The sequence below is a fragment of the Actinoplanes sp. CA-030573 genome, from assembly GCF_050951115.1.
GTDB lineage: Bacteria > Actinomycetota > Actinomycetes > Mycobacteriales > Micromonosporaceae > Actinoplanes.
In genome coordinates this window covers 7,071,756-7,091,375 of sequence record NZ_CP192038.1, presented here as the reverse complement: position 1 = coordinate 7,091,375, position 19,620 = coordinate 7,071,756, and the positions used below count along the sequence as shown (strand labels likewise).

The following is a 19,620-nucleotide window of genomic DNA, read 5'->3' as shown; positions in this document are numbered from 1 at the left end:
CTACACCGCTGAGCCGGATGCAGGCCGACTGTACGACTCCGGCGGTCCTTCGACGCTGGACCGTCGCCTGCGGCCTTCTCATCATCGTCGCGGCGGCACTGCTGACAGTTGCCGCTGCGCAAGCGCGAGCCGGCGCGGCGCGACTCACGGTTGTCGAGGCACCGACTGTGGTCGCCGCCGACGACCTGTACTTCGCGCTCAATGACATGGACGCCCAGCTCGCCAACGTGTTGCTGGGCAGCGACGCCACCGGTTCGGCCGCGCTCTACGAACGTCGACGTCAGCAGGTCGACGCCGATGTGCGGCGGCTGGCCGCGGCCAACGCCGGCGATGCGAACCTTACCCTTCTGCTCGACGGCCTCGGACGCTACGAAGCGCTCGCCGCCAACGCGATGCTTCTGCACGGCCAGCACGACGCAACGCAGGCGCTGAACACCTACCGGGCGGCCACGACGCTGCTGCGCTCGACGCTGCTGGCGCGGGCTCAGGCGGTCGTCGACGAGCAGTCGCAGAAGCTGAACACCGGCTACCGCACCGAGATGCGCCGCGTCACGGTCGCGCGGATCGCGGTCGTCGGGGTCGCCGTCTTGCTGCTGATCCTGCTGGCCGAGCTGCAACGATTCCTGGCCCGCCGGTTCCGGCGCACCGTCAACCCCGGTGTGCTGTCCGCGTCGGCCCTGACCGTCGTCCTGGCCGGCGGTGCCTTGCTCATGCTCGGCCAGCACGGCCACGACCTGCGCCGCGCCAAGCAGGACGCGTTCGACTCGATAGTCGCCCTCTCCCACGCCCGGGCGTTCAGCTACGACGCCAACGCCGACGAGAGCCGCTACCTGCTCGACCCGCAACGCGCCGACATTTACCGGCAGGCGTTCATCGACAAGACCCAGCAGGTGCTGGACCTACCCGGAGCGACCCTGGCGACCTACGACCAGCAGCTCGCAGCCGCCTGGCAGGCGTACCACGCGAATCCGGCCCGGGCCGGCTGGGGCGGGGCGATGGGCGTGGAGTTCGGCAATATCACCTTCGCCGGCGAACGGCCGGCGGCCGAACTGACAGTCGAGCGGTTCCAGCAATACCAGGCCGTCGACCGGCAGATCCGCCAACTCGCCGACACCGGCCGGCGCACAGCCGCGATCGTCCTGTGCACCAGTTACGCGCCCGGCGGCTCCAACTACGCTTTCGAACGCTATGACACCGCCCTGTCCGACCTGATCGCCGTCAACAGCCGGGCCTTCGACTCCGCGGTCCGCACCGATCGGCGGCTCCTGGTCTGGTCCCGGTGGCTGCCGCTGCCGCTCGCGGCCGCCATATTGCTTCTGCTAGCCGCTGGTATCCGCCCGCGGCTGGCCGAATACCGGTGACCGGCCGAGGTTGCCTATGACCGTTCAGCGGTTGCGGTAGGCGTCGAGGCCGCCGAGTTCTTCGCTGGCGATGAACACGGAGTGGACGTTGAGGATGGCTTCCTCGACGTGTCGAGTACAGCCCCACGCGGAGGAACCCCAGGAGTCGGCGACCTTCAGCTCGGCCGGTTCTGGACATCCGGCCTTCCCGCCGAGTTGGCATCGCTCGGGGTGAGGAGTGCCGGCCTGAGCGGCTGCGGCGGTGCGCATCTGGGCGGCGAGTTCGGCGGCGGCCGTGGCGCGTTGCTCGGCTTCGGTGCGCAACTGCTGCTCGGCGCGCACGGCTTCGGCCAGCTCGCGTACGGCGGCCTCGGCACGTGCCTCGGCGTCGAGCCGAGCTTGTTCGGTGTGGTGGCGTTCGATGGCCAGTGCGGCGGTGCCGGCGAAGACCCGGGCCAGGGCGAGGTCGAAGTCGTGCGGGACGCGGGGGGAGCGGTGGTACATGGCGAACGTGCCGAGCAGGCTGCCGTCGCGGGCCAGGATCGGTATGGACCAGCAGGCGGCCAGCTGGGCCCGGTCGGCCAGGTCGCGGAAGTCGTCCCAGAACGGATCGGTGGCGATGTCGGTGACGATGACCGGCTGGCGGCGGTGGGCGGCGGTGCCGCAGGAGCCGACGCCTTCGCCGGTGGCGATTCCGTCGATGGCCTGGTTGTAGAAGTCGGGCAGGCTCGGTGCGGCGCCGTGACGCAGGTGGGCGCCGTCCGGGTCAGCCAGAAGTACCGAGACGAGGACGCCGTCTCCGGTGAGGCTCTCGATGCAGCGGGCCATCCCGTCGAGGATTTCGGCCAGGGGTGCCTGCCGGGCGATCTGTTCCAGCAGGGTGCGGTGTTCGGCCATCAGGTGCTGCGCCTGTTTGACCTGGGTGGTCTCTACGCCGATCACCCGGATGCCGGTCACGGTGCCGTCGGCGTCGCGGCGCGGTTCGTAGGTGAAGTCGAAGAACGCCTCGCGCGCCTGCGCGCCGGCGCCGAGCACGATGCGGGCGTCGCGGCCGGTGTGGGGCTCGCCGGTGCGGTACACCTGGTCCAGCAGCGCGATGAAACCCTGCCCGGCCAGTTCGGGCACCAGGTCGGCAAGCGGCGCGCCTGTGCGCGCCCTATCCTGGCCGCCGATGGCGGCGAAGAACGCCGGGTTGGCCGTTTCTAGCACGTGTGCAGCCCCGGACAGGTCGGCGAACACGACGATGGATTGACCGAACAGAACTCGCACGTCCTCGTCCGCTGCCTGCCCGTCCTCGGCGTGCGTCGGCCGCTGAGATGGTAGCGCCGTCATGTCGCGTGTGCCCTTTCACCTGCAAGAAGGCCGGCCCCCGGTTGAGCGCCACTGGGACGGTACCTAACGGTCAGGGCTGTAGCCTTCCGGGGCGGCAACAAGTCGGTAGCGGTTAGGACTTTTCGTGCGGCTTATCGCTCATCGGATGCCGCTGCGGGTGAACCCCTGGACGAAGTAGCGCTGGAAGACCAGGAAGAGCACGATCATGGGGGTCACGTTGAGCAACGCGAACGCCATGGTGGCCCCGTAGTCGGAGCCGAACTGGCCCTGCAGATAGAGCAGGCCGATGGGCAGGGTGAAGAGCCGGTTGTCCTTCAGCGCGATCAGGGGCCACGCGAAGTCGTTCCAGCTGCCGAGCAGGCTCATGAAGAACAGCACCGCGATCAGCGGCCGCGAGAGCGGCAGCACTATGCGGGTGAAGACCTTGAGCTGACCGGCGCCGTCGATGCGGGCCGCGTCGATCAGGTCGTGCGGGATGCCGATGATGAACTGGCGGGCCAGGAACAGGCCGAAGGCCGAGGCCGCGGTCGGCAGGATCACCGCCCAGTAGCTGCCGTACAGGCCGGTGTTGGTGACGAGTTTGAACAGCGGCACCATGATCACCTGGACTGGTAGGGCGATGGTGGCCACGGCGAGCAGGAACAGCGCGTTCGAGCCGCGGAAACGGAGTTGGGCAAAGGCGTATCCGGCGAGCAGGTTGACCGCCACGGTGAGCAGCGAGGTCACCAGCGCGATGGCGACGGAGTTGCCCAGCCAGGTCAGGGCCGGGAATCCGGACAGGACGCGGGAGAAGTTGTCCAGGGTCAGGGCGTGCGGCCACAGCCGGGTGCCCGCGCCGAGCAGATCGGCCCGGGAGGACAGCGCGACGACCACCATCCAATACAGCGGGAACAGGATGACGGCCGAGACGGTCAGTGCGGCGGCCAGGCGCAGTGCCGAGCCGAGCCGCCTGTGTGCCGGTGTGCGCATCACGGCCGGGGTCCTCTTCATTCGACCACGTCCCGGGTCCGGTTGGTGTGCCACTGCACTAGCGTGAAGGCCATGGTCAGCAGCAGCAGAACGACGCCGATGGCGGCCGCGTAACCTTGGTCGCGGGTGACGAAGCCGGTGTCGTACGCGTAGGTCACCAGCACCGATGTCGCGTTCTGCGGGCCACCCCCGGTCAGCACGAAGACGATGTCGAACACCTGGAACGAGTAGATGACGTTGAGGATCAGCAGGAAGAAGGACGACGGTCCGACCAGTGGCACCGTGATGTGACGCAACCGGTTCCAACCGGTGGCGCCGTCGAGGCGCGCCGCCTCGTACAGTTCGGGGCTGATCGACTGCAGCCCGGCCAGATAGATCAGCATGTTGAAACCGATCCGCCACCACAGCGTGACCAGTACTACCGAGGCGAACGCCGCGACCCCACCGGATTGCCAGTGCACCGCCGGCAGGCCGACGGCGGTCAGGACTTTGTCCAGCACGCCGTTGTTCTCGTCGAAGACGAGCCCGCCGAGCAGCGCGGCCGCGACTCCGGAGACGGCCATCGGGGTGATCAGGATGGAACGGAACACCTTGCGGGCCGGTAGAACAGAATTGAGCAGCAGCGCCGCACCCAACCCCAGCGCCATCGACGCCGGGGTGACGATGACGGTGAACAGAACCGTGTTCGCGGTGGAGCGCCAGAACAGCGGGTCGCTGAACAGCCGAGTGTAGTTGTGCAGGCCGATGAAGGTGCCGGCGCCGAAGCCGTTGGTGCGCTGCAGGCTGATCCAGACGGCCCCGGCCAGTGGGATCAGCACGAAGACGGCGAGCAGCAGCATGTTCGGGGTGATGAACGCGTACGCGGCCAGCGTCTCGCCGAATCGGCGCCGTGGGTGTGCCCGTGGCGGCTCGGGCGGGGCAGAAACCGGAGCCCGGGCCCGGGACGGGTTGTGGTTGGTGGCGGTCATTTGGAGGCCGTGGCCGCGGCGATTCCCGACGCCATGTGGGTGAGGGTGGCGGCGGTGGATTGGCCGCCGACGAAGGCTTGTTCCAGCTGGTCCTTCAGCACGGTGATGATCTTCGACATGGACGGTGAGGCGACCTGGCCGGAGTCGGTGGCGCGTACGGTCGACGCCTGGCCGATGAAGACCGGCGAGAGTTCCGGCCGCACCGCGAAGTCGAGTCCGCTCGAGACCAGGTCCGCGCGCGTGGGCAACAGCGACGCGCCGGCGCAGAAGGTGCGCATCGCATCGGCCTGGGTCATGAAGTCCAGGAACTTCGCCGCCAGATCGGGCTTCTTCGTCCCGGCCGTGGCGACCAGTGCGTTGCCGCCGAAGTCGCCGGCCGCGCGCACATCGCGGGGCGAATAGGTGACTCCCCAGTCGAATTTGAGGTTCTTGGTGGCGTCCGGCACTTGGAAGGCGCCGCCGAAGACCATCGCCGAGGTTTGCGCGTACCAGATGTCTGCCGCGTAGGTTGTCGATTTGACCGAGCTGTTCGGCGGGACGAACTTACGGGCGAAGAAGCTTTTGGAGAAGTCGACGGCGGCGGTGCCGGCCGCCGAGTTGATGGCCGGGGTTCGCAGGTCTTCGGCCAGGAAACGGCCGTCCGCCTCGAACAGCAGGCTGAGCCAGCGGGTGACTCCGTTGCCCTGCCAGTTGTAGGCGAACGGGAACTTGCTGCTCGGCAGGGCGCCCCGCAGCTTCTGGGCGACGGCTTCGAATTCGGCCCAGCTCCAGGCTTGGTCGAGGCGGGACGGCACACTGGTGATGCCCGCGGCGGTCAGCGCCGCTTTGTTGTAGTAGATCACCGAGGTGTCGGTGTGGTGCGGAACGCCGTACGGCTTGTCGCCGTTCTGCACGGCCTGCCAGGCCGCCGGGGTGAAACGCTGACCGAAACCGGCACCTACATGCGGGGTCAGGTCGAGGAGTTGCCCGCGGCCGGCATAGCTGCCGAACGTGTAGTAGGGCACGCGGAAGATGTCCGGCGGGTTGCCCGCCTGAATCTGCGCATCGATGTTGCTGAACATCTGTTCGTACGGAACCGCGTTCAACGAGACCTTCGCCGCCGGTTCCGCCTTCTCGAACGCGGCGATCGCGGTACGGAAGCCGGCCAGCTCGCTGTCGGTCCCCCACGTGGTGAAGGACAGGGTGCTTGCGTTGGTGGACTTGGAACTCGATGGCGCGAACCCGCACCCGCTCACCATCAGCGGCACCGCCAGCGCACTGGCCGATCCTAGGAACTGGCGCCTCGTAACAGCCACGACTGACCTCCCCGAACAGCTTTTAGATGTTGTCGAGATGCCCGACGCAGGAGGCGTCAATCATCAACCGACGCATAAATCGACGCAACTTCGAGTTCGCCGAGGCCTCTGTTGGGGTCGCAGGCCACGATGTGGCAGACGGTGTGGATGTAGCGGACGGTGTCAGCCCTGCGAATCCTGCGCCGGCCGGTCAACTCGGAAGGCGACTCGTTCGCCGGGGCAGCCCACGAGCGACGATCGACGTTGAGCGTTTGGTTGCTCGTGTGCGGGCGATGTGGCCCGGTCCGATGCCGTCGCCGAGCAGATCGGTTCGCAGTGTGCTGACGGCTGCCGCCAGGAGCCGTGATACGTGCATCTGCGAAATACCTATCCGTTCGCTGATCTCGGCCTGGGTGAGGTTGTCGCGAAAGCGCAGCAGCACGATCTCGCGTCCTCTTTTGTCGAGACGGTCTAACGCATCGTGCAGCGCAATGCGGTTGTCGGTGAGGTCGTACTGGTCGGGGGCGGCGAGGGTGTCGGCGAGTTCGAGCCCGCTCTCGTCGTCGATGGGCGTGCTGAGGCTTGTGGCGATGTAGGCGCGGCCGCCTTCGATGCCGTCCAGGACCTGTTCATCGCTGAGGCCCAGGTGTTCGGCGATGTCGGTGATGGTCGGCGCCCGGCCGAGCCGGTGGGCCAGTGCGCTGTTGGCGAGGCGGATGTCGGCCCATCGTTCCTGCAGGTGGCGCGGGATGCGTACGGCCCAGGTGCGATCCCGGAAGTGGCGTTTGATCTCGCCGAGGATGGTAGGTATCGCGAAGGCGGGGAAATCGACGCGGCGGCTAAGGTCGAAGCGGTCAACTGCTTTGATCAAGCCGACGACGGCGACGTGCAACAGGTCGTCGGCGGATTCGCCTCGGTCGGCGTAGCGGCGGGCCAGATGCTGGGCCAGAGGTAGCCACGCTTCGATGGCCTCGCGGCGGGTGGCCGGTCGACGCGGATCCTCGGCCGGCATGGCGGCCAGCGTGGCAAGCAAGGTGGCGGCGGTGCCGTCGGTCGAAGTGGCGCCGAGGCGTCGATACAAGTTCGAGACTGGCATGGGGGCGGTCTCCTCCCGGAGTCCCCGCCGAGTCGGATACTGCTCGCCAAACGTATGAAGTTGTCTCGCCAAAAGTACGAAGTACGGCTGATAGCTACCGCCGTGCTGGGCCTAGTGTGCCGGTATATTTGCACCTCTGCAACTATTTCGATGGACCAGTTGAACAGGTTCAACTGTGCGCTGGGCCGACTTGGCCAGCGGTCAGCCCTCCGGGAACGCAGCCGGCGACCAGGCTCAAGGCCGCTCGGGTTATATAAAGCGGGAAGCTAAGCTCGAGCCTCGGTGGGCGTCGTCTCGTTGCGGAAGGTGCGCCGGTAGGCGTTGGGTGACACGCCGAGTTCGGCGTTCATGTGCTGGCGCAGTGATGTCGTCGTGGCGAAGCCGACGTCGGCGGCGATCTGGTCGACGGAGAGGCTGCTCGACTCCAGCAGATGCCGGGCCCGATCGAGCCGCTGCGCAATGATCCATCGATGCGGCGGCACCCCGGTCTCGTCGCGGAACCGGCGGGCGAACGTACGCGAACTCATATGCACTAATTCGGCCAGGCGCGGCACGCTCAGCGGGGCCGCGAGGTGTTCCAGCGCCCATTGCCGGGCCGCGGCGGTCGAAGAAGCGGGGTCGTCCGGCACCGGACGTTCGATGTATTGGGCCTGGCCGCCATCGCGAAACGGCGGGACGACGCAGCGGCGCGCGGCTCGATTGGCCGCCTCACTGCCCAGATCCGATCGGATCAGATGCAGGCAGAGATCCACTCCGGCGGCCGCCCCGGCTGAGGTCAGGACCTCGCCGTCATCGAGGAAGAGCACGCTCTCGTCGAGCCAGATGTGGGGATACCACTTGCGGAACAGGGCCGCCGATTCCCAGTGCGTGGTGGCAGTGCGCCCGTCGAGCAGCCCGGCGGCCGCGAGCACGAACGCCCCGGTGCAGATCGAGGCTATCCGAGCGTCGGCCGGTATTCGGCGCAGAGCGGCCGCAGCGGGCGCGGAGAGTTCCGGCCCCAGACGCGCGGGATGAGTCGGGGCGACGATGACGGTGTCGGCGGTCTCGAGAATCTCCGGTCCATGCATCGGCGTGATGGCGAAACCGGCGTTGGTCTCGACCGCACCGCCGTCGACCGAACACACCTGCACCTCGTATGCGCCCTCGGCAGCGCCGAAAACCCGCGGCGGGATGCCCAGCTCGAAGGGGAACACCCCGTCGAGGGCGAGGACAGCGACGCGATGCGGAGCCGCGGGCGGTAACGACATGGCAGAATTCTATCGCAAAGTGACCTGTCTGCCATCGTCGTCAGCGCCGATCGCTCGCAGCATGGAGTCATGACCGACACCATGATCACCATCAGTCAGAACGAGCTCGGCGGCCCGGAAGTCCTCGAGGTCGTTTCCGCTCCGATCCCGCAGCCCGGGCTGGGCCAGATCCTCATCCACGTGCACGCCGCGGGCGTCAACCCAATCGACGCGACGAACCGGCAGACCGGCCTGTTCCTCGGACAGCCGCCGTTCGTGCTCGGCTGGGACGTCTCGGGCACGGTCGCCGCGGTCGGCGGGGGTGTCTCCATCCACAAACCGGGTGACCAGGTTTTCGGGATGTTGCCCTTCCCCGCCGGAAGCGGCGCTTACGCGCAGTACGTGCTGGCCCCGGCGCGTGCCTTCGTACCCAAGCCGGCCCACCTGTCGCATCCGGAGGCGGCCGCGCTGCCGCTGGCCGGGCTGACCGCCTGGCAGGCGCTGGTCGAGACCGCCCACATCGGCCCGGGCAGCCGCGTGCTGATCAACGGTGCGGCCGGCGGCGTCGGTCACCTGGCCGTGCAGATCGCCAAGAGCCGCGGGGCGTACGTCATCGCCGTGGTCTCCGCGGGCAACGCCGACTTCGTGCGGGTGCTCGGCGCCGACGAGGTGATCGACCGCGCGGACGCCGCGCAGGTCGCCGGGGTGCGAGACGTCGACGTCGTGCTCGACACGACCGGCGGCGACCCGGCCGCCACGTTCGAATTCCTTCGTGCCGACGGCACTTTCGTCACCCTGGCGCCCCGCGCGCTTCCTGCGGCCCAGGCCGAAGCCGAACGCCGCAAGATTCGGACCGCGACCCTGCTGGTGGAGGCCGACCGCGTCGGCATGAACGCCCTCGCCGAACTCGCCGCCAACAAGCAACTGGTGCCCGTCGTCGACGCGACATACCCGCTGCAGCAGGCCGGGATCGCGCAAGCCACCAAGCCCAAGTCCGGCAAGAACGTCCTGCTGGTCGCCTGAGCTCTCCGATTACTAAAGGAGTCCTATGTGGACGCACCATTGAACGGAACGGTCGCGCTGGTGACGGGGGCCAGCAGCGGCATCGGCGAAGGCATCGCGCGGGGATTGGCGGCCGACGGCGCGATCGTCGCGCTGGTCGCCCGCCGCATCGACCGGCTCAAAGCCCTGGCCGGCGAGCTGGCCGAGACGGGCAGCACGACATTGGTCGTCGAGGCCGACGTCGCCGATGAACAGCAGGCCAGAGACGCGGTAGCGCGGACGGTCGCCGAAGCGGGACGCCTCGACATCGTGGTCAACAACGCGGGCGTGATGCTGAGCGGGCCGGTGAGCGATGCGATCGACGGTGAATGGGAGAAGATGCTGGCGGTCAACATCGGCGGCACGCTCAACGTCACCCGCGCCGCGTTGCCCCACTTACAGCAGGCAGCGGCATCAGGCCCGCGCAACGTGGCCGACATCGTCACCATCAGCTCGACCTCGGGCCGGGTGGCCCGTCCCGGGCACGCCGTCTACAGTCTGACCAAGTTCGGCGTCAACGCCTTCTCCGAAGCGCTTCGGCAGGAGATGCTGCCGCACCGCGTCCGGGTCGGCGTGGTGGAACCCGGAGTCGTCGAAACCGAGATCGTCGCAAGCCTGCGCGGTGACTTCGGCAAACAGTTCCTGGAACAAGTCTCCGCGGTCACTCTGATGCAGCCCTCCGACATCGCCGACGCCGTTCGCTACATGGTGTCTCGTGACCGCCGCGTCGCCGTCAACGAGATGCTCGTCCGGGCCGGCGAGCAGACCTGGTGAAATCAAGCGATGCCCAGCCGCGTGTTCGGCGTCGTCCTTACGGCCAGCTCGGCCTCGGCAGCCTTGTTCCGTATGTTGGCGTTCGATGGCAACGCGGACGGTACCGGCGAACCCGGGCCAAAGAAAGATCGGGTTCGACGAAAGTTCTGCGCTGAGGCTGTTTGGTTGCGAGTTCATGGCGTGGGGGTGTTGCCGTCGTCGCCGGATACGGCCAGGACGCCGTCGATATCGGCTATGGCGGCGGTGAGATCGCTGACCGACCCTCGCCCCTGCACGGTCAGCCCGGCGGCGACGGTGCGCGGGTCGGGCCGGCCGTCGACCTGTTCGAACGCTGTCTCGCTGGTGACAAAGTTTTGGCGGGCGCATTCGGCCAGCACCGCCCGCAGCACGCCGCGGCCGTCGACGTAGGTCAGGCGGATCCGTGACGGTGCATATCGGGATCGGGGCAGCCGGGCGGCGAGCGGGGCGAAGCCGAACACGACGAGGAAATGCCCGGCGGTCACGACGATCGCCAGCAGCCAGAGTCCGGCTCCGGCCGCCATGCCGACGGCGGCGGTCAGCCAGATCACGGCGGCGGTGGTGAGTCCGCGAACGGCGTCGCGACGTACGAAGATCAGGCCACCACCGATGAAGCCGATTCCCGAGACAATCTGTGCGGCGATCCGGGAGGGGTCGAGCACGGTGTGCGGGCCCAAGACATCGGTGAAGCCGTACTTCGACACCAGCATGATCAGCGCGGAGGCGAAACCGACCAGGGTGTGGGTTCGCAGCCCGGCGCTTTTCTGCCGGACGTCGCGTTCCAACCCGATCGCTGCGGACAGTAAGAACGCCAGGACGAGCTCGCCGATCTGCGTCCAGCCTTGCCCGGTCGGCTCTCCGAATGACGCCAGCACCACGCTGCCCAGCGTACGGACATTCCGCTGAGGTTCGGTCGCGGCCGATGGACCATGGCTGGGTCTGCTGCGATATGGCGACAGGCGGTCGAATGTTGAGTTCAGGAATGCGGTCCGGCGTCGGTCACGAGACGGTACCCAGATGGTCGTCGTGAGCAGCTCGGGGGCGGGGGGAGTTGCGTACGGAGGAATCGACAACCATCGCAGACCGCGCAGCTTGCTGGCGTGGGGGTCAAAGGGAGCTCTTACGTGTAGGCGGCCCTCCTAAGGTTGCGGCATGTGCGCTAATGGCCACGCTGAGTTGTCGCGTCGGCATGGGGTGGCGCGGGAGGCGTGCGCCTGCCACGGGAATGCCGAGGACGTTGCGCATCAGGCGCTGACCGCCCTCATCGGTCGGGCATCAACGAGTCCGGCAAGCCGCCGGTCCTCGCGCTCCGAATTTTGGCGGCGGTCCAAAATCTGAGAGCAGAGTCCCCGGTAAGCCGCTTGGAGGATGCGCTCCGCTGTGCCGCCGAAAGGGATTGGGCGGATTCCCCTCAGATCGCGGCCTGCGGTGCCGATCAGTTACCGTGCGAGAGCGGTGGTTCCTTGCTGGCCGCACACGGATGACGCCGTGGCGGATCCTGGTGATGCTCGGGATTGTTACCGCCGTGGCGGGGGGACTCGGACTGCATGCGCTCCAAGAAGAGGTGCATACCCGGGCGGTGAACAGTGCTGAATTCAGCGCGGAGTTGATCGACGAGCTGGTCGTCGGCCGTAACATCACCACCGGCATCCTGCAGACCGGCGTCCTGGACGTTGAACGTCGAGCGGACATGGACGCCGATGTGGCGAAATTACGCGAGAACCACCACATCGCCGGTCTCGTGGTCTGGGCTCTACGCAGTGGCCACCTGATCTACGCCGACCGCGCACATCCCTCCTCCGCCGCCGTCTTGCCCGCCCAGCTACTGGCCCGGTCCCGGAGCGGCATGGCGTTCAGCACGGTCAGCAGCGGCGACTCTGCGACACTGAATGTCTTCCTACCCGTGGACGCCGATCCCGCCGCGGCCGACGACCACGCGATCGATGCTGTCGTAGAAGTCATGCTGCCCGACGACGCGATCAGCAGTTCGATCACCCGCTCCCTCCGGCTGATCAACGGCGGCGCGGTATTGGTGGCGGTCGCCGGCGTGGTCCTGTTCTGGCGCACCCGGCGGCGGATACGCCGCCAGGAATACGCGACGCGCCACGACGCCGTTACCGGATTGGGTAACCGGGTGCTGTTGGCCGAGCGGGCGAACAATGTTCTGAGTGGGGACCGGCAGAGCGCACTGTTGTTGCTCGATCTCGACGGGTTCAAAGAAATCAATGACACTCTCGGGCACCGGGCCGGCGACGACCTGTTGACGACGATCGCCGGTCGCCTCGCCGCCGCCACTCGACACGGTGACACTGCCGTGCGCCTCGGCGGCGACGAATTTGCCGTCCTGCTCACCGATCTGGGCGCCGCGGGCAGTCCGGGCGAAATCCGGGAGAGTGCACAGGAGACCGCGCGGCGGCTACGCCAGGTCGTGCGGGCGCCGGCCACCGTCGGTCAGCTCACCGTCGAGACCGAGGCCAGCGTCGGTATCGCTGTGTCCCCCGAGAACGGCACCACCGTTGACACCCTGCTGCGCTGCGCGGACGTGGCGATGTATCAGGCGAAGAACAATGGTCTCGGGATCACTGTGTACGACCCGGCGACCGACACTCGCGACGAGCAGCATCTGACCGTGCTGACCGACCTCCGCCGCGCGATCACTGCCGGTGAGTTACGGCTTCACTACCAGCCCAAGTGCCGCCCGGACGGTGCCGTCGGCCATGTCGAAGCGCTGGTGCGCTGGCAACACCCCGACCGCGGACTACTCGGACCGTTCGCATTCATGCCGCTCGCCGAACACACCTCACTGATCAAACCGCTGACCGCCTGGGTGATCGGCGAAGCCGCCCGCCAATGCGCCGCCTGGCGCGCCGACGGGCACCCCCTGGTCGTCGCGGTCAACATCTCACCACGCAACCTCGTCGATCCCGACCTGCCCGACGTCATACTCGCCGCGATCAACGCCGCCGCGATACCCGCCAGCATGATCGAAATCGAGATCACCGAAACAGCCATCACCACCGACCCGCAACGCGCGCTCGCCACCCTGAACCGGTTGCACGACCTGGGCATCGGCATGTCCATCGACGACTTCGGCGTCGGATACACCTCCCTGTCACAACTCGGCACCCTGCCGGTGGACACCCTGAAGATCGACCAACTCTTCATCGCTGACCTGCTCACCAACCCCGTCCACGAAACCGTCGTCCGCAACGTGATCCGGCTCGGCCGCGATCTGGGACTACGCATCATCGCCGAAGGCGTGGAGTCCTACGACGTCTGGCACAGGCTGAACGAATTCGGCTGCGACCAGATTCAGGGCTACGTCGCGACCCCACCACTTCCTCCCGACCAACTCGCCGCATGGCTCGACCGGCAACCCGCCATCGCCGAGGCGGGCGGTGGTGCGGACGAAGGCAGCCCCGGCACCCGCAACCGCGCCCGACAAACCACCTGAAGCCACCCACTCCACGGCAAGGCCGTTATCGTCGTTGGCGCGGGGACGTTGCCGGTTCGTGCGACGGCTCGCGGACCCGCGTGTGAGCGTGAACGCGGCAGCAATGTCGGCGGGCGCTGCAAACGGGCGGTGTCAATACCCTGTCCCTGCTTCGGCGGATCTTGCGTTTCGATCTCGCGGCGTATCCGGGGCTGGTTGCCTAGGAGGTGACGAGGCCGCCACGAGGGCGGGCCGACCCTAAGTCCGGGACAGGTGAACACGAACGTGACGTCGAACGCGGAGACGCCCCGGCGGTGGGGATGGCGGCAGTGGCTGGCCGACCGGCGGGTCGGTACGAAGATTTCGATCGCGGTTGGGATCATCTCGGTGTTCAGCGTCGCCGACGGCCTTTATGCCTTGGGCAATTTGGGCACCACCAACGCGCAGGTGAAAACGGTGTACCAGCACGGCCAGGAACTCGACACCATAGGAGATCTGCGCAGCGCGGTCAGCGCGGTCTGGCTCGCCGCCGACGACTACGTTGTGGCCGGCGACCCGGCCGGGCACGCCACAGCGAAGACCACGCTGCAAGCGGCCCAGAATGAGGTGACCGCCACGGCAGCGACGTACAAGGCGTATCCGCTCAGCGCCACGGCCGCATCGCAGATCACCGCGTTCGACGCGGCCTGGCAGACGTACACCAGCCTCCTGCGAACCGAAACGTTGCCGCTGGCCGACGAGGGCGACACCACACGCCTGAAAGCGCTGCGCGCCGGGGACCAGACCGCGGCGATCACCGCGGTCCGCGACAACCTCGCCGCCCTGTCCAACACCACCGTCCAGGCGTCGCAGGTCGAGGAGATCACCGCCGAGCACCGGTACCAGTCGACCCGGATCTGGGTCATCGTGATGTTGGTAGCCAGCGCGCTTCTGGGTATCGCGATCGCCGCCGGGATCGCCCGGCTGATCGTGCGTCCGCTTGCCCGGTGTGTGCAGACCTTGGACCGCATCGGCTCCGGTGACCTCACCGCCCGGACCTCGGTGGAGAGCCGCGACGAAGTCGGCCGGATGGCCGGTACGCTCAACGCCACCGCCGCCTCGGTCGCCGGCATGGTCGGCAAAGTGACCACCAGCTCGGAGTTGCTCGCCTCGGCGTCCGAGCAACTGTCCGCCGTTTCCGCTCAGCTATCGGCTGCCGCCGAGCAAACTTCCGCGCAAGTCAACACTGTCTCCGACTCGGCCGGAACGGTGTCTCAAGGAGTGCAGGCCGTGGCCGCGGGCGCCGACCAGATGGGTGTCTCGATCCGGGAGATCGCCACCAATGCCGGGGAGGCCGCCGGAGTCGCCGCCGGCGCCGCCGACACCGCCCAAGCCACCAATCTGAGCGTGCAGAAACTCGGGGCCGCTTCCGCGCAGATCGGCACCGTAGTCGCTTTGATCACCTCCATCGCCGAGCAGACCAACCTGCTGGCCCTCAACGCCACGATCGAGGCCGCCCGCGCGGGTGAAGCCGGCAAAGGTTTCGCCGTGGTGGCCTCCGAGGTCAAGGACCTTGCCCAGGAAACCGCTCGGGCGACTGACGACATCACCCGTCAGGTTGCCGCGATCCAAGCCGAAACGGCCAGCACCGTCGAGGCGATTGGGCAGATCGCGGACGTGATCGCCACCATCAACGACTACACCGGCACGATCGCCGCCGCCGTCGAACAACAAACCGCCACCACCACTGAGATCGCCCGTAGCGTCGGCCAAGCTGCCGAAGGCTCCTCGAGTATCGCCGAAACCATCGCCGGCGTCGCGCAAGCCGCGCAACAGGTCACCTCCGGCGCCACCGAAACGCAGCAGACCGCCAACGAACTCGCCCGCACGGCGGCCGACCTTCAAGCCACCGTCGCCGAATACCGCATCTAACCGCCCAGATCGACGGCTCACCTCTGTTTCGAGTACGGTCAAGCCAGCGCCGCTGCGAGTTCTTCCCCCGTGGAATTCGCAGCGGCGTCTCCGCACGGCACGAAACGCTGACGGGCGGTGGCCGTGCCGGGTCAGTGGGGGCCGGCCGTTCGGAGCATCAGGGCGGCCCAGGTCACCATATCGTCACCGTCCGACAGCCATCCCCAGTGGTCGGCCATCCCGTCGATGAGTGTTGCCTCGAGCACGAGGTTCTGCATATTCGCCGCTTGCGCGGCTGGTGCGGCGCCGGCCCGGACCCACAGGTAGAGCACGTCACGGTCCAACATCGCTACCACTGTCATCATTGTCGACGTCGTGCTGATAGCCCAGGAGACGAGCTCGCTGGCCAAGGTCGATGCGAAACCGATCAGGCCGGTCAGTCCCCACGCCAGGCATGCTTGCGTGGCGAGGTCGCGGCCCCGCCGGGCGGCGCCGGAGATGGGCAGGATCTGCTCGGTGAACGAGGGCGAGCGCAGCAGTCCCATGATCAACGCCTCGTGTGCGGTGTCGGGCCGACGACTGAGCTGAGCGCGTCTACCCGCCGACGTGCGTGAGGCGGGTAGCGCGGGTGAGGGTGCGGACGAAAGCACCAGCGACGTTCCGGACGCCAGGCCTCGGTGTCCGGCCGGTACCGCCGAACAGGTCACCGTCAAACGGTCCGCCAGTGACAGGCCCGAAAGGTCGATCGTCAGCCGGCCGGGATGCCGGACGAGGCTGCGGTCCAAGGCAGTGCGTAGGAGGTGCAGCGAGGAGGCGTCGGGTGCACCGTGTACGGCGCAGACCGTGGACCCCGCAGTGGTGTCCATGTGCCAGGTCAGCGGGGCCAAGACCCACCTCGGACCGGTGCGGTGGGCATTGTGTCGGACAGCCCTGTGCATTCCATCGCAGGCGCGTACCCGAGAGAAGCGCGACTACACCGCTTCGTCCGCGCCGACGCGCACGGCGGCCTTCGTGCCGCCCGGGCGAGCCGTCGGGTTCATCTCGGCGGATGCAGTCTCGCGGGCCGCGCGGATCAGCGCTCACGCGGCCTGACGCGCGTGGGAGGCGAGCCCCACCGCGGCGAAGCGCCGAACTCGACCAGTGTGAACGTGTCGGCCCGGCAGCTGCTGGATCCGGCTCTGCCCGTGCTGGTCGCCGGCGCTCTCGAGCGACACGACGTCCCGGCCGCGCAGCTGGTCGTCGAGATCACCGAGACGGCCGTTCTCAGCGGCAGCCGGACCCTGTCGACCGTTCGCGCCCTGTCCGGTTCAGGCGTCTTGATGGTGGGACGCGAGGACCGCCGCAAGTCAGTCCGGGAGTTCTCCGGTTGCGATGAGGGTCTCGGCCACGGCCAGGAGTTTCTGGTTGGTGTTCTGCGAGGTCTTCGAGAGCAACTCGAAGGCGGCTTCGGCGGTCAGGCGGTGTCGTTCGATCAAGATGCCTTTGGCCTGGCCGATGATGTCGCGGTTGTCCAGGGCGAGGTTGAGGTTGGCGACACGTTGCCCGTCGGCCAAGGCGAGCGCGGCGAGGGTGGCATAGAGGGCGGCGACGCGTCGTTCGGCTTCGCCGAAAGCGCGGACAGTAGGGCCGTAGACGCTGAGGGTGCCGAGGCGGCGCTGGTCGACCCACAACGGTGCGCACAGCATGCTGCGGACGCCGATCTCGGCGGCTGCCGCCGCGAAGCGGGGCCAGCGTCCGTCGGTGGCGGTGTCATCGATGACGGTGACGCTCTGATCGCGGGCGGTGTCGATGCAGGGTCCGGCGCCGAGTTGCTGCTGCAGATGATCGAGGACCAGCGGGGCGGCGCCGTGCGTGGCTTTCGGGACGAGACGACCGTGCTCGAGTTCGATCAACCCGGCCGAGGTTGCCGGCGTGATGGTCTCGATGGCCTGGGTGACGACGGCGCTCAGTGCTGACGTGGAGGAGCCGTCGGTGCGCAGGGCGCGCGCGGCGCGGGCGAGCTGGTCGAGGGTTTCGTCGGCGGGAGTCTGGGCCAGTTGCTCGTCGATGCCGGTCACAAGACTCCCTCGTCTGATCATTTTGCCGCCGTGTTCGGTGGTGGAACCGAAGGTTGGTGCTAGGTTGGCGCGGAAGGTGAAACAGGTCGCCTCCACCCCTGGAAAAGGATAGGTGGAGTTTGTCGTGGCCACACCTCGCAAGAACAACGCTGAAGAACCCGCACCGGGCGTCTCGGCATTGACACAGACGGGCACTTTCCTCACCACGGCGCAGGGTGTTCGGTTGCCGGACACGGATCATTCGCTCAAGGCCGGTGAGCGCGGGCCGAGCCTGCTGGAAGACTTTCACCTGCGCGAGAAGATCACCCATTTTGATCATGAGCGCATTCCGGAACGGGTGGTACACGCGCGCGGCGCGGCGGCGCACGGCAGTTTCGAGGCGCACGGGTCGGCCGAGTCGGTCACCCGGGCCGCGTTCCTGCGGGCCGGTGCCCGTACGCAGGTGTTCGTCCGGTTCTCCACCGTGCTGGGCTCGCGCGGGTCGGCTGACACGGTGCGCGACACTCGGGGTTTCGCGGTGAAGTTCTACACCGACGAGGGAGTCTTCGACCTGGTCGGCAACAACATTCCGGTGTTCTTCATCCAGGACGGCATCAAGTTCCCGGACGTCATCCACGCCGGCAAGCCGCATCCGGATGTAGAGATTCCGCAGGCGCAGAGCGCTCACGACACGTTCTGGGACTTCGTGTCGCTGCACACCGAGGCCACGCACCACGTCTTCTGGAACATGTCCGACCGCGGCATTCCCCGTTCGTACCGGACGATGGAAGGCTTCGGCGTGCACACGTTTAGGCTGGTCAACGCCGAGGGGGCGACCAGCCTGGTCAAGTTCCACTGGAAGCCGGTGGCGGGCGTGCACTCACTGGTGTGGGAGGAGGCGCAGATCGCCGCGGGCGTCGACCCGGACTTCCACCGCCGTGACATGGCCGACGGCATCACCGCGGGCGCGCCGCTGGAGTACGAGCTGGGCATTCAGGTCATGGCTGACGACGGCACCGACACGTTCGAGGGCATCGACCTGCTGGACCCGACGAAGATCGTGCCGGAGGAACTTGCGCCGGTGCAGCTGATCGGCAAGCTGACCCTGGACCGTAACCCGACGAACTACTTCGCCGAGACCGAACAGGTCGCCTTCCACACCGGGCACCTCGTCCCCGGCATCGAGGTCACCAACGATCCGCTGATGCAGGCCCGCTTGTTCTCCTACCTGGATACGCAGCTGACCCGCCTCGGCGGCCCCAACTTCGCGCAGCTGCCGATCAACGCCCCGCGGTGCCCGGTCAACGACATGTTCCGCGACGGCATGCACCAGCACGGCGTCCACCCCGGTGTCGCCCCGTACCGGCCGAACAGCCTTGACGACGGCCTTCCGCAGGTTGCGACGGCGGGCGACGGCGCGTACGTGCAGACCGCCCGCCCGGTCGACGGGTTCACCGTCCGGGAGAACCCGGTGTCCTTCGACGACCACTTCACCCAGCCGGCGATGTTCTACCGGTCGCTGAGCCCGGTCGAGCAGGCCCACATCGTCGAAGCGTTCACCTTCGAGCTCGGCAAAGTTTACGAGCAGGCGATCAAGGAGCGTCAGCTGGCCGTGCTCGCCAACGTCGACGCGGAGTTGTGCGCTCAGGTCGCCGAAGGCCTCGGCTTGCCCGCCCCGTCCGGCAGCCCGGTCGGCGATGTCACGCTGTCCCCGGCGTTGTCCCAGTTGGTCGAGCAGCCGGGCCTGATCGCCGGCCGCAAGATCGGGGTGATCGCGGACCGCGGGTCGGATCTGGCCGGCCTGCGCAAGCTTTCTACCGCCCTCGCCAAGCTCGGCGCGACGGTGCTGGTGATCGCCCCGGTGGGCGGAACCTTGGGTACGGCCCGTGCGGGCGTGCCGGTGGACCGTACGGTCCTGACCGCCCGGTCGATCGAGTTCGACGCGGTCGTCGTGGCCGCGGGCACCACGCCGACGAACAACATCAAGACCGTCATCCTGTTGCAGGAGGCCTACCGGCATCTCAAGGTGGTGGGTGCGTGGGGCGACGGCATCAGCCAGTTGCAGATCGCGGGTATCGACGCGGACGCCGACGGTGTCATCGGCGCCGACGCGGCCGGCAAGGCGTTCACCGATGCGTTGGTCGCCGCAGTGGGCCTGCACCGGGTGTGGGCGCGAGCGGACGCCGTGATGGCCTCGGCGGTGCCACCGGCCGCCTGACCGCG

15 protein-coding genes are annotated in these 19,620 nt (G+C 67.7%); 6 read left to right on the top strand and 9 right to left on the bottom strand.

Annotated elements, in window-relative coordinates; translation table 11 throughout:
* Positions 1-167 precede the first annotated feature (167 nt).
* Positions 168-1,361, top strand: coding sequence for a hypothetical protein (locus tag ACQP2F_RS32575; protein WP_433294234.1), 1,194 nt, complete (start codon positions 168-170; stop codon positions 1,359-1,361).
* A gap of 24 nt (positions 1,362-1,385) precedes the next feature.
* Here ACQP2F_RS32575 and ACQP2F_RS32570 read toward each other — a convergent pair whose 3' ends face one another.
* The 6 genes from ACQP2F_RS32570 to ACQP2F_RS32545 all read right to left on the bottom strand — a co-directional run bounded on the left by ACQP2F_RS32570 (position 1,386) and on the right by ACQP2F_RS32545 (position 8,226).
* A complete protein-coding gene (locus ACQP2F_RS32570; protein WP_433294231.1) occupies positions 1,386-2,609 on the bottom strand; it encodes a GAF domain-containing protein in 1,224 nt (407 codons plus the stop codon).
* A 201-nt stretch (positions 2,610-2,810) separates the two neighbouring features.
* Positions 2,811-3,662 (bottom strand): carbohydrate ABC transporter permease, encoded by an 852-nt coding sequence (locus ACQP2F_RS32565; protein WP_433294229.1) that lies wholly within the window; start codon positions 3,660-3,662, stop codon positions 2,811-2,813.
* Entirely contained in the window at positions 3,659-4,609 is a 951-nt protein-coding gene (locus ACQP2F_RS32560) for a carbohydrate ABC transporter permease (RefSeq protein ID WP_433294228.1), read from the bottom strand. Before ACQP2F_RS32560 ends, ACQP2F_RS32565 begins: the two co-directional genes overlap by 4 nt.
* Entirely contained in the window at positions 4,606-5,904 is a 1,299-nt protein-coding gene (locus ACQP2F_RS32555) for an ABC transporter substrate-binding protein (protein WP_433294226.1), read from the bottom strand. Before ACQP2F_RS32555 ends, ACQP2F_RS32560 begins: the two co-directional genes overlap by 4 nt.
* A 190-nt stretch (positions 5,905-6,094) precedes the next feature.
* Complete coding sequence (locus tag ACQP2F_RS32550; protein WP_433294224.1) at positions 6,095-6,979, bottom strand: SigB/SigF/SigG family RNA polymerase sigma factor; 885 nt, start codon at positions 6,977-6,979, stop codon at positions 6,095-6,097.
* A gap of 266 nt (positions 6,980-7,245) precedes the next feature.
* Positions 7,246-8,226 (bottom strand): GlxA family transcriptional regulator, encoded by a 981-nt coding sequence (locus ACQP2F_RS32545; RefSeq protein ID WP_433294222.1) that lies wholly within the window; start codon positions 8,224-8,226, stop codon positions 7,246-7,248.
* Between the two features lie 69 nt (positions 8,227-8,295).
* Between ACQP2F_RS32545 and ACQP2F_RS32540 the strand changes: the two genes are divergently transcribed.
* Entirely contained in the window at positions 8,296-9,228 is a 933-nt protein-coding gene (locus tag ACQP2F_RS32540; RefSeq protein ID WP_433294221.1) for an NADP-dependent oxidoreductase, read from the top strand.
* 27 nt (positions 9,229-9,255) lie between these two features.
* Positions 9,256-10,020 (top strand): SDR family NAD(P)-dependent oxidoreductase, encoded by a 765-nt coding sequence (locus ACQP2F_RS32535; RefSeq protein ID WP_433294219.1) that lies wholly within the window; start codon positions 9,256-9,258, stop codon positions 10,018-10,020.
* 173 nt (positions 10,021-10,193) lie between these two features.
* Here the strand turns inward: ACQP2F_RS32535 and ACQP2F_RS32530 are convergent, their stop codons facing one another.
* Positions 10,194-11,111, bottom strand: a complete 918-nt coding sequence (locus tag ACQP2F_RS32530) for an MgtC/SapB family protein (RefSeq protein WP_433294218.1) — start codon at positions 11,109-11,111, stop codon at positions 10,194-10,196.
* Positions 11,112-11,518: 407 nt separating this feature from the next.
* On the opposite strand from ACQP2F_RS32530, the gene ACQP2F_RS32525 reads away from it, so the two are divergent.
* Complete coding sequence (locus ACQP2F_RS32525; protein ID WP_433294216.1) at positions 11,519-13,492, top strand: putative bifunctional diguanylate cyclase/phosphodiesterase; 1,974 nt, start codon at positions 11,519-11,521, stop codon at positions 13,490-13,492.
* 252 nt (positions 13,493-13,744) lie between these two features.
* Entirely contained in the window at positions 13,745-15,382 is a 1,638-nt protein-coding gene (locus ACQP2F_RS32520) for a methyl-accepting chemotaxis protein (RefSeq protein WP_433294213.1), read from the top strand.
* A 131-nt stretch (positions 15,383-15,513) separates the two neighbouring features.
* Here the strand turns inward: ACQP2F_RS32520 and ACQP2F_RS32515 are convergent, their stop codons facing one another.
* Together ACQP2F_RS32515 and ACQP2F_RS32510 are read right to left on the bottom strand one after the other, a co-directional pair.
* Positions 15,514-15,906, bottom strand: coding sequence for a hypothetical protein (locus ACQP2F_RS32515; RefSeq protein ID WP_433294211.1), 393 nt, complete (start codon positions 15,904-15,906; stop codon positions 15,514-15,516).
* Between the two features lie 801 nt (positions 15,907-16,707).
* Positions 16,708-17,418 (bottom strand): GAF and ANTAR domain-containing protein, encoded by a 711-nt coding sequence (locus ACQP2F_RS32510; protein WP_433294209.1) that lies wholly within the window; start codon positions 17,416-17,418, stop codon positions 16,708-16,710.
* A gap of 124 nt (positions 17,419-17,542) precedes the next feature.
* On the opposite strand from ACQP2F_RS32510, the gene ACQP2F_RS32505 reads away from it, so the two are divergent.
* A complete protein-coding gene (locus ACQP2F_RS32505; protein ID WP_433294207.1) occupies positions 17,543-19,615 on the top strand; it encodes a catalase in 2,073 nt (690 codons plus the stop codon).
* Positions 19,616-19,620 lie beyond the last annotated feature (5 nt).

What these genes read in the sequence shown, in the direction of transcription:
- ACQP2F_RS32565 (WP_433294229.1), bottom strand. Translation starts at nt 3,662, where the DNA reads ATGAAGAGGACCCCGGCCGTGATGCGCACACCGGCACACAGGCGGCTC.
- ACQP2F_RS32560 (WP_433294228.1), bottom strand. Translation starts at nt 4,609, where the DNA reads ATGACCGCCACCAACCACAACCCGTCCCGGGCCCGGGCTCCGGTTTCT.
- ACQP2F_RS32550 (WP_433294224.1), bottom strand. Translation starts at nt 6,979, where the DNA reads ATGCCAGTCTCGAACTTGTATCGACGCCTCGGCGCCACTTCGACCGAC.
- ACQP2F_RS32545 (WP_433294222.1), bottom strand. Translation starts at nt 8,226, where the DNA reads ATGTCGTTACCGCCCGCGGCTCCGCATCGCGTCGCTGTCCTCGCCCTC.
- ACQP2F_RS32540 (WP_433294221.1), top strand. Translation starts at nt 8,296, where the DNA reads ATGACCGACACCATGATCACCATCAGTCAGAACGAGCTCGGCGGCCCG.
- ACQP2F_RS32525 (WP_433294216.1), top strand. Translation starts at nt 11,519, where the DNA reads ATGACGCCGTGGCGGATCCTGGTGATGCTCGGGATTGTTACCGCCGTG.
- ACQP2F_RS32515 (WP_433294211.1), bottom strand. Translation starts at nt 15,906, where the DNA reads ATGGGACTGCTGCGCTCGCCCTCGTTCACCGAGCAGATCCTGCCCATC.